The sequence below is a fragment of the Pseudomonas sp. GYB4201 genome (assembly GCF_056312595.1).
On sequence record NZ_JBWGIG010000037.1, the window covers coordinates 57,637 to 64,143 of the forward strand.

Consider the following 6,507-nt stretch of genomic DNA (forward strand, 5'->3'; position numbering starts at 1 on the left):
ATGGGCATATTTAAGGAAGACGCATGGACTGTCAACCGGGTCACGGAAGGCTGGTTTACAAGTGGTTAAATAACAACCAACAGTGTTTGTTGTGCGACGAGCACGCCGATCAACCCTACCCCCTGTGCAGCGCCTGCGAAGCCGAGCTGCCGTGGCTGGACGAGCGCTGCCTGTGCTGCGCCCTGCCGCTGCCGATCAACGGCATGCTGTGCGGCCAGTGCGCGCGCCGGGCGCCGCCGTTCAACCAGGTGGAGGTGCCCTTCCACTACGGGTTTCCGCTGGACAGCCTGATCAGCCGCTTCAAGCACCAGGCGCGCTGGCCGCTGGGGCGCCTGCTCGGGCACCTGCTGGGGCAGTGGCTGCTGGCCCGTTTCGACGACGGCCTGCCCCGCCCGGACCTGCTGCTGCCGCTGCCCATGGGCCGCAAGCGCCTGCGCCAGCGCGGCTTCAACCAGGCGGCAATGCTGGCGCGCTGGCTGGGGCCGCAGCTGGGCCTGGCGGTGGACGAGCACATGCTCTTGCGCCCCCATGAAACCCTTGCCCAGCAGGACCTGGACGCCCGCCAACGGCAGCGCAACCTGTTGCAGGCCTTCACCCTGGAGCCGCGTGCGCGGGTGCAAGGCCGCCACCTGGCGCTGGTGGATGACGTGATGACCACCGGCGCCACGGCCCGCGCCCTGGCGCAACTGCTGCTGCGCGCCGGCGCCGCGCGGGTGGATGTGTATTGCCTGGCGCGCACGCCGAAACCGGGCGCGGCTTGACTTGCCTGGCGTCGGGGTTCAACGTCGTGGGCTCAATAAAACCGACACAGCGCCACTACCGCCATGCCTTTGCCCAGCCTGCTGACCCAACACATCGCCCGCCGCCCGCAGCGCATCACCCTGCTGCAGCACATCGCCGAACAGGGCTCGATCACCCGCGCCGCCAAGGCCGCGGGGCTCAGCTACAAGGGCGCCTGGGACGCCATCGACGAGCTCAACAACCTGGCCCACACGCCGTTGGTGGAGCGCGCCGTGGGCGGCAAGGGCGGCGGTGGCGCGCGCCTGTCCAAGGAAGGCGAGCGGGTGCTGCGCCTGTACCAGCGCCTGCAGGCGCTGCAGGCCCAGGTGCTGGAAGTGGCCGAGGACGTCAGCGACCTCGACCTGCTCAGCCGCCTGATGCTGCGCACCAGCGCACGCAACCAGCTGCAGGGCCGGGTGTGCGCCGTCACCCCGCAGGGCCGCAACGATTTGGTGGAACTGGACCTGGGCGCCGGCCTGTCCCTGAGCGCGCAGATTACCCACGAGAGCACCGAGACCCTGGAGCTGGCCGATGGCGTGCAGGTTTTGGCGCTGATCAAAGCCGGCTGGCTGCGCCTGCACGACGCCGCAGGGCCCGCACCTGCGGGCGACAACGGCTTGGTAGGCCGGGTGGAGCAGATCATCGACGACCCCGAGGGCCCAACCGAGGTGCGCGTGGGGTTGGCCAACGGGCAGACGTTGTGTGCGCTGGAGAATGCGGCGCGGGTCGAGGAGCTGGGGTTGGTGGAAGGCAAGGATGTGTTGGTGGCGTTTGCGCCGACGTTTGTGTTGTTGGGTACACCGCTTTAGATCCTGCAACGGCCGGACGCGGCCTGCGGCCGCTGCTACACCGTTTTTCGTAGCAGCGGCCGCCGGCCGCGTCCTGCGCCCCCTGCTACACCGTTTTTCGTAGCAGCGGCCGCCGGCCGCGTCCCTGGCCCCCCCATTATGTTGCCAGGTGTGTACTGCAACATCCCTGTCACACCCCCTGCCTAGCGTGATCCCCCTAACCGCAGGGAGCCTGATCATGCACCTCTTACAAGACCAAGAACCCACCGACCTTGAACGCCTGACCGGCCTCACCCGCCGCCACTTCCTCGCCGCCGGCGCCCTGGGCGGCGCAGCGCTGTTCCTGGGCGGCAGCCTGCTGGCGCGCAGCGTCAACGCCGCCACGGGCAGCGGTACCTTGCTGGGCTTCGACGGCATCGCCGCCGCCACCGCCGACAGCATCAGCCTGCCCCCCGGCTACCAGGCCCAGGTGCTGATCAGCTGGGGCCAGCCGCTGCACGCCGAAGGCCCGGCCTTCGACCCCAGCGGCCACGGCAGCGCGGCCCATCAGGAACTGCAGTTCGGCGACAACAACGACGGCATGAGCCTGTTCCCGTTCAAGGACCAGCCCGACCGCGCCCTGCTGGCCATCAACAACGAATACACCAACTACCGCTACCTCTACGCCCACGGCGGCCGCCCACAGTCGGCCGAAGACGTGCGCAAGGCCCTGGCCAGCGAAGGCGTGTCGGTGATCGAGGTGCAGCGCCAGGGCGGCGAGTGGCGCTTCGTCCAGGGCTCGCCCTACAACCGCCGTATCCACGGCAACTCGCCCATCGCCTTCGGCGGCCCGGCCGCAGGCCACGCGCTGCTCAAAACCGCCGCCGACCCGCAAGGCCTGAAAGTGCTGGGCACCTTCCAGAACTGCGCCAACGGCAAGACCCCCTGGGGCACCTACCTCACTTGCGAGGAAAACTTCAGCGACTGCTTCGGCAGCAGCGCGGCCACGCCCAGCTTCGACGCCGCGCAAAAGCGCTATGGCCTGAGTGCCGCCAGCAAGGAAGTCGACTGGCACCCCCACGACCCGCGCTTCGACGTGGCGCACACCCCCAACGAATTCAACCGCCACGGCTGGATCGTCGAAATCGACCCGTTCGACCCCGCCTCCACGCCCATCAAGCGCACCGCCCTGGGCCGTTTCAAGCACGAGAACGCCGCCCTGGCGCAAACCCGTGACGGCCGCGCCGTGGTGTACATGGGCGACGACGAACGCGGCGAGTTCATCTACAAGTTCGTCAGCCGCGACCGGGTGGACAGCGGCCAGCGCGACCTGCTCGACCACGGCACCCTGTACGTGGCGCGCTTCGACGCCGGCAGCCAGCACAAGGGCCAGGGCCAGTGGCTGGAGCTGAGCCACGGCCAGCACGGCCTGGACGCCGGCAACGGCTTCGCCAGCCAGGCCGAGGTGCTGATCCACGCACGCCTGGCCGCCAGCCACCGCCAGGCCACGCGCATGGACCGCCCCGAATGGATAGTAGTGAGCCCGCGCGACGGCCAGGTCTACTGCACCCTCACCAACAACAGCAAGCGCGGCGAAGACGGCCAGCCGGTAGGCGGCCCCAACCCGCGGGCGAAGAACATCTACGGGCAGATCCTGCGCTGGCGCGAACAAGGCGACGACCACGGCGCCATGGCCTTCGAGTGGGACCTGTTCGCCGTGGCCGGCAACCCCACGGTCCACGCCGGCAAGCCCGAGGGCGGCTCCGCCAACATCAATGCCATGAACATGTTCAACAGCCCCGACGGCCTGGGCTTCGATGACGCCGGCCGGCTGTGGATACTCACCGACGGCGACACCAGCAACAGCGGCGACTTCGCCGGCATGGGCAACAACCAGATGCTCTGCGCCGACCCCCACAGCGGCGAGATCCGCCGCTTCATGGTCGGCCCGGTAGGCTGCGAGGTCACCGGCATCAGCTTCGCCCCCGACCAGCGCAGCCTGTTCGTGGGCATCCAGCACCCCGGCGAGAACGGCGGCTCGACCTTCCCCGAGCACCTGCCGGGCGGCAAGCCGCGCTCGTCGGTGATGGTCATCAGCCGCACCGACGGCGGTGTGATCGGCGCCTGACCCCACGCCGCGTCTGGTACGATAGCCTGCCGGACGCGGCCACCTGCCGCACGCAGGAGTCAGCATGTCCCACCCGTTTGAAACCCTCACCCCCGACCTGGTGCTCGATGCCGTCGAAAGCATCGGCTTCCTCAGCGACGCCCGCGTGCTGGCGCTCAACAGCTACGAGAACCGTGTGTACCAGGTGGGCATCGAGGACGGCCAGCCGCTGATCGCCAAGTTCTACCGCCCGGACCGCTGGACCGACGCCGCCATTCTCGAAGAACACAGCTTCACCGCCGAACTGGCCGACTGCGAAGTGCCGGTAGTGGCGCCGATGATCCACGAGGGCAAGACCCTGTTCGAACACCAGGGCTTCCGTTTCACCCTGTTCCCCCGCCGTGGCGGCCGCGCGCCCGAGCCCGGCAACCTCGACCAGCTGTACCGCCTGGGCCAGTTGCTGGGCCGCCTGCATGCCGTGGGCGCCACCCGGCCGTTCGAGCACCGCGAGGCGCTGGGGGTGAAGAACTTTGGCCAGGACTCGCTGGACACCCTGCTGGAAGGCAACTTCGTACCGCGCAGCCTGCTGCCCGCTTACGAGTCGGTGGCCCGCGACCTGCTCAAGCGCGTCGAGCAGATCTACCGCGACACCCCGCACCAGAACATCCGCATGCACGGCGACTGCCACCCCGGCAACATGATGTGCCGCGACGAGATGTTCCACATCGTCGACCTCGACGACTGCCGCATGGGCCCTGCCGTGCAGGACCTGTGGATGATGCTGGCCGGCGACCGCCAGGAATGCCTGGGCCAGCTGTCGGAACTGATGGACGGCTACAGCGAATTCCACGACTTCGACCCGCGCGAACTGGCGCTGATCGAGCCGCTGCGCGCCCTGCGCCTGATGCACTACAGTGCCTGGCTGGCGCGCCGCTGGGATGACCCGGCGTTCCCGCGCAGCTTCCCCTGGTTCGGCACCGAACGCTATTGGGGCGACCAGGTGCTGGCCCTGCGCGAGCAGCTGGCGGCGCTCAACGAAGAGCCGCTGAAACTGTTCTGAAACCAATAATCAGCAACACCGTGACCACTGCCTGGAACAACAAGGACGCTACATGCAAGCCGCCAACCCGCGCCGCGGGTACCTGCTGGGCCTGACGGCCTACACCTGCTGGGGACTGTTCCCGCTCTACTTCAAGGCGATCGAGAGCGTCCCCGCCCTGGAAATCATTGTCAGCCGCGTGCTCTGGTCGGCGCTGTTCGGCTCCCTGCTGCTGGCCGCCTGGAAGCACCCCGGCTGGTGGCGCGAGCTGCGCGACAACCCGCGCCGGCTGGCCATCCTGGCGGGCAGTGGCGCGCTGATCGCGGCCAACTGGCTGATCTACGTGTGGGCGGTGAACAACGGGCGCATGGTGGAGGCCAGCCTGGGTTACTACATCAACCCGCTGGTGAACGTGGTGCTGGGCATGCTGTTGCTGGGCGAGCGGCTGCGGCGCCTGCAGTGGCTGGCCGTGGGCCTGGCCGCGGTAGGGGTGGCGCAACAAGTGTGGCTGGTGGGCAGCCTGCCCTGGGTGTCGCTGGCGCTGGCGCTGAGCTTCGGCTTCTATGGCCTGATCCGCAAGCAGGCGCCAGTGGCCGCGCTGCCAGGCCTGGTGGTGGAAACCTGGCTGCTGGTGCCCCTGGCACTCGGCTGGCTGGCGTTCAACCCCGGCGTGCCCAGCGCCCAGCCAGACTTCTGGTTGACCACCGACGGCCTCTGGCTGCTGGCCGCCGGGCCGATCACCCTGGTGCCGCTGGTCAGCTTCAACGCCGCCGCGCGCCATCTGCCCTACACCACCTTGGGCTTCCTGCAATACCTGGCGCCGACCCTGGTGCTGTTGCTGGCGGTGTTCAAATACCATGAGCCGCTGGGCGCCAACGCGCTGGTCGCCTTCGGTTTCATCTGGGCCGGGCTGATCCTGTACAGCATCGATGCGGTGGTGAATCTGCGTCGCAAAGCCTGATCAAAAAACGCTCAAACCTCTGCAGGCCACGGTTCTCGTGGCCTGCAACGGATTACCCCAAGGTTATCCACAGCACGATCCCCGCCGTTTGTGCACAAGCCCCTGAAATTGCTCATTTTTTGCTCATACAGCCAGGAAGCCCGGCCCGCGTGCGTCTGCGCGGTGTTCCCCCAGCTTATCCACAGGCAGGTGCAAGATAAACATGAACAACTTTCACGGCTCGGTGCGCAGCACCAGCTCCACCATCAAGTCATCGGCCAGGGCTTCGAGGCGCTGCTGCAACTGCTCCACCGCCAGGGTCAGCGGCAAGCCCAGCACCGCTTCGGCGTGAAACAGCGGTTCGCTGCTCATGGGCGCCGGGCGCACGTCGGTCACCAGGCGCTCGACGTTGACGCCCTGCTCGGCGAGCAGGTGGGTGATGTCACGAACGATGCCGGGGCGGTCGTTGCCCACCAGTTCCATGGCGATGGGCCTCCAGGTGCAGCTCTGCTCGATACCGGTCTCGGCGATCAGCACGCGGATGCCCTTGGCCGCCAGCGCCTGCAGCGCTGCCAGCAGCTCTTCATGGCTTTCGGCCGGCACCGCCACCCGCAGGATCCCGGCGAACTGCCCGGCCAGGCGCGACATGCGGCTTTCCAGCCAGTTGCCGTTGTGGTCCGCCACGCATTGGGCTATCCGTTCGACCTGCCCGGGCTTGTCCGGGGCAAAAACCGTCAATACTAAGTGCTCCACGCTGGCACCCTCTTGTTGTGGTCGGTTGAGTATAGGCAACCCGCAACAGCGCCTGTCTTCAAACCGGCGTCGTCTGCATCGCGGCCAAGGCCGGCTCCTACGCGGTCGTGGTAGGAGCCGG

At 67.9% G+C, this 6,507-nt stretch carries 6 protein-coding genes; 5 read left to right on the plus strand and 1 reads right to left on the minus strand.

Annotation, left to right across the window (positions count from 1 at the left end; all coding sequences use genetic code 11):
- The first annotated feature begins 23 nt into the window (after positions 1-23).
- From AC0Z2B_RS26245 to rarD, 5 genes are all read left to right on the plus strand, one after another.
- Positions 24-761 (plus strand): double zinc ribbon domain-containing protein, encoded by a 738-nt coding sequence (locus AC0Z2B_RS26245; protein WP_476300578.1) that lies wholly within the window; start codon positions 24-26, stop codon positions 759-761.
- Positions 762-824: 63 nt separating this feature from the next.
- Positions 825-1,589: a TOBE domain-containing protein gene (locus AC0Z2B_RS26250; RefSeq protein ID WP_476300580.1), complete on the plus strand. Its 765-nt coding sequence runs from the start codon at positions 825-827 to the stop codon at positions 1,587-1,589.
- 217 nt (positions 1,590-1,806) lie between these two features.
- Entirely contained in the window at positions 1,807-3,675 is a 1,869-nt protein-coding gene (locus AC0Z2B_RS26255; RefSeq protein WP_476300581.1) for a PhoX family protein, read from the plus strand.
- 64 nt (positions 3,676-3,739) lie between these two features.
- Complete coding sequence (locus tag AC0Z2B_RS26260; protein WP_473004705.1) at positions 3,740-4,714, plus strand: serine/threonine protein kinase; 975 nt, start codon at positions 3,740-3,742, stop codon at positions 4,712-4,714.
- A 52-nt stretch (positions 4,715-4,766) separates the two neighbouring features.
- Positions 4,767-5,654 carry an EamA family transporter RarD gene (rarD, locus tag AC0Z2B_RS26265; RefSeq protein WP_416427223.1) on the plus strand — a complete coding sequence of 296 codons (888 nt, stop codon included), beginning with the start codon at positions 4,767-4,769 and terminating at the stop codon, positions 5,652-5,654.
- A gap of 213 nt (positions 5,655-5,867) precedes the next feature.
- On the opposite strand, the gene AC0Z2B_RS26270 is transcribed toward rarD, so the two are convergent.
- Positions 5,868-6,386 carry a glycine cleavage system transcriptional repressor gene (locus AC0Z2B_RS26270; protein WP_476300583.1) on the minus strand — a complete coding sequence of 173 codons (519 nt, stop codon included), beginning with the start codon at positions 6,384-6,386 and terminating at the stop codon, positions 5,868-5,870.
- Positions 6,387-6,507 lie beyond the last annotated feature (121 nt).

Bases quoted from the DNA above. Each gene is read 5' to 3' on its own strand.
- rarD (WP_416427223.1), top strand. From the start codon at position 4,767: ATGCAAGCCGCCAACCCGCGCCGCGGGTACCTGCTGGGCCTGACGGCC.
- AC0Z2B_RS26245 (WP_476300578.1), top strand. From the start codon at position 24: ATGGACTGTCAACCGGGTCACGGAAGGCTGGTTTACAAGTGGTTAAAT.
- AC0Z2B_RS26260 (WP_473004705.1), top strand. From the start codon at position 3,740: ATGTCCCACCCGTTTGAAACCCTCACCCCCGACCTGGTGCTCGATGCC.
- AC0Z2B_RS26250 (WP_476300580.1), top strand. From the start codon at position 825: ATGCCTTTGCCCAGCCTGCTGACCCAACACATCGCCCGCCGCCCGCAG.
- AC0Z2B_RS26255 (WP_476300581.1), top strand. From the start codon at position 1,807: ATGCACCTCTTACAAGACCAAGAACCCACCGACCTTGAACGCCTGACC.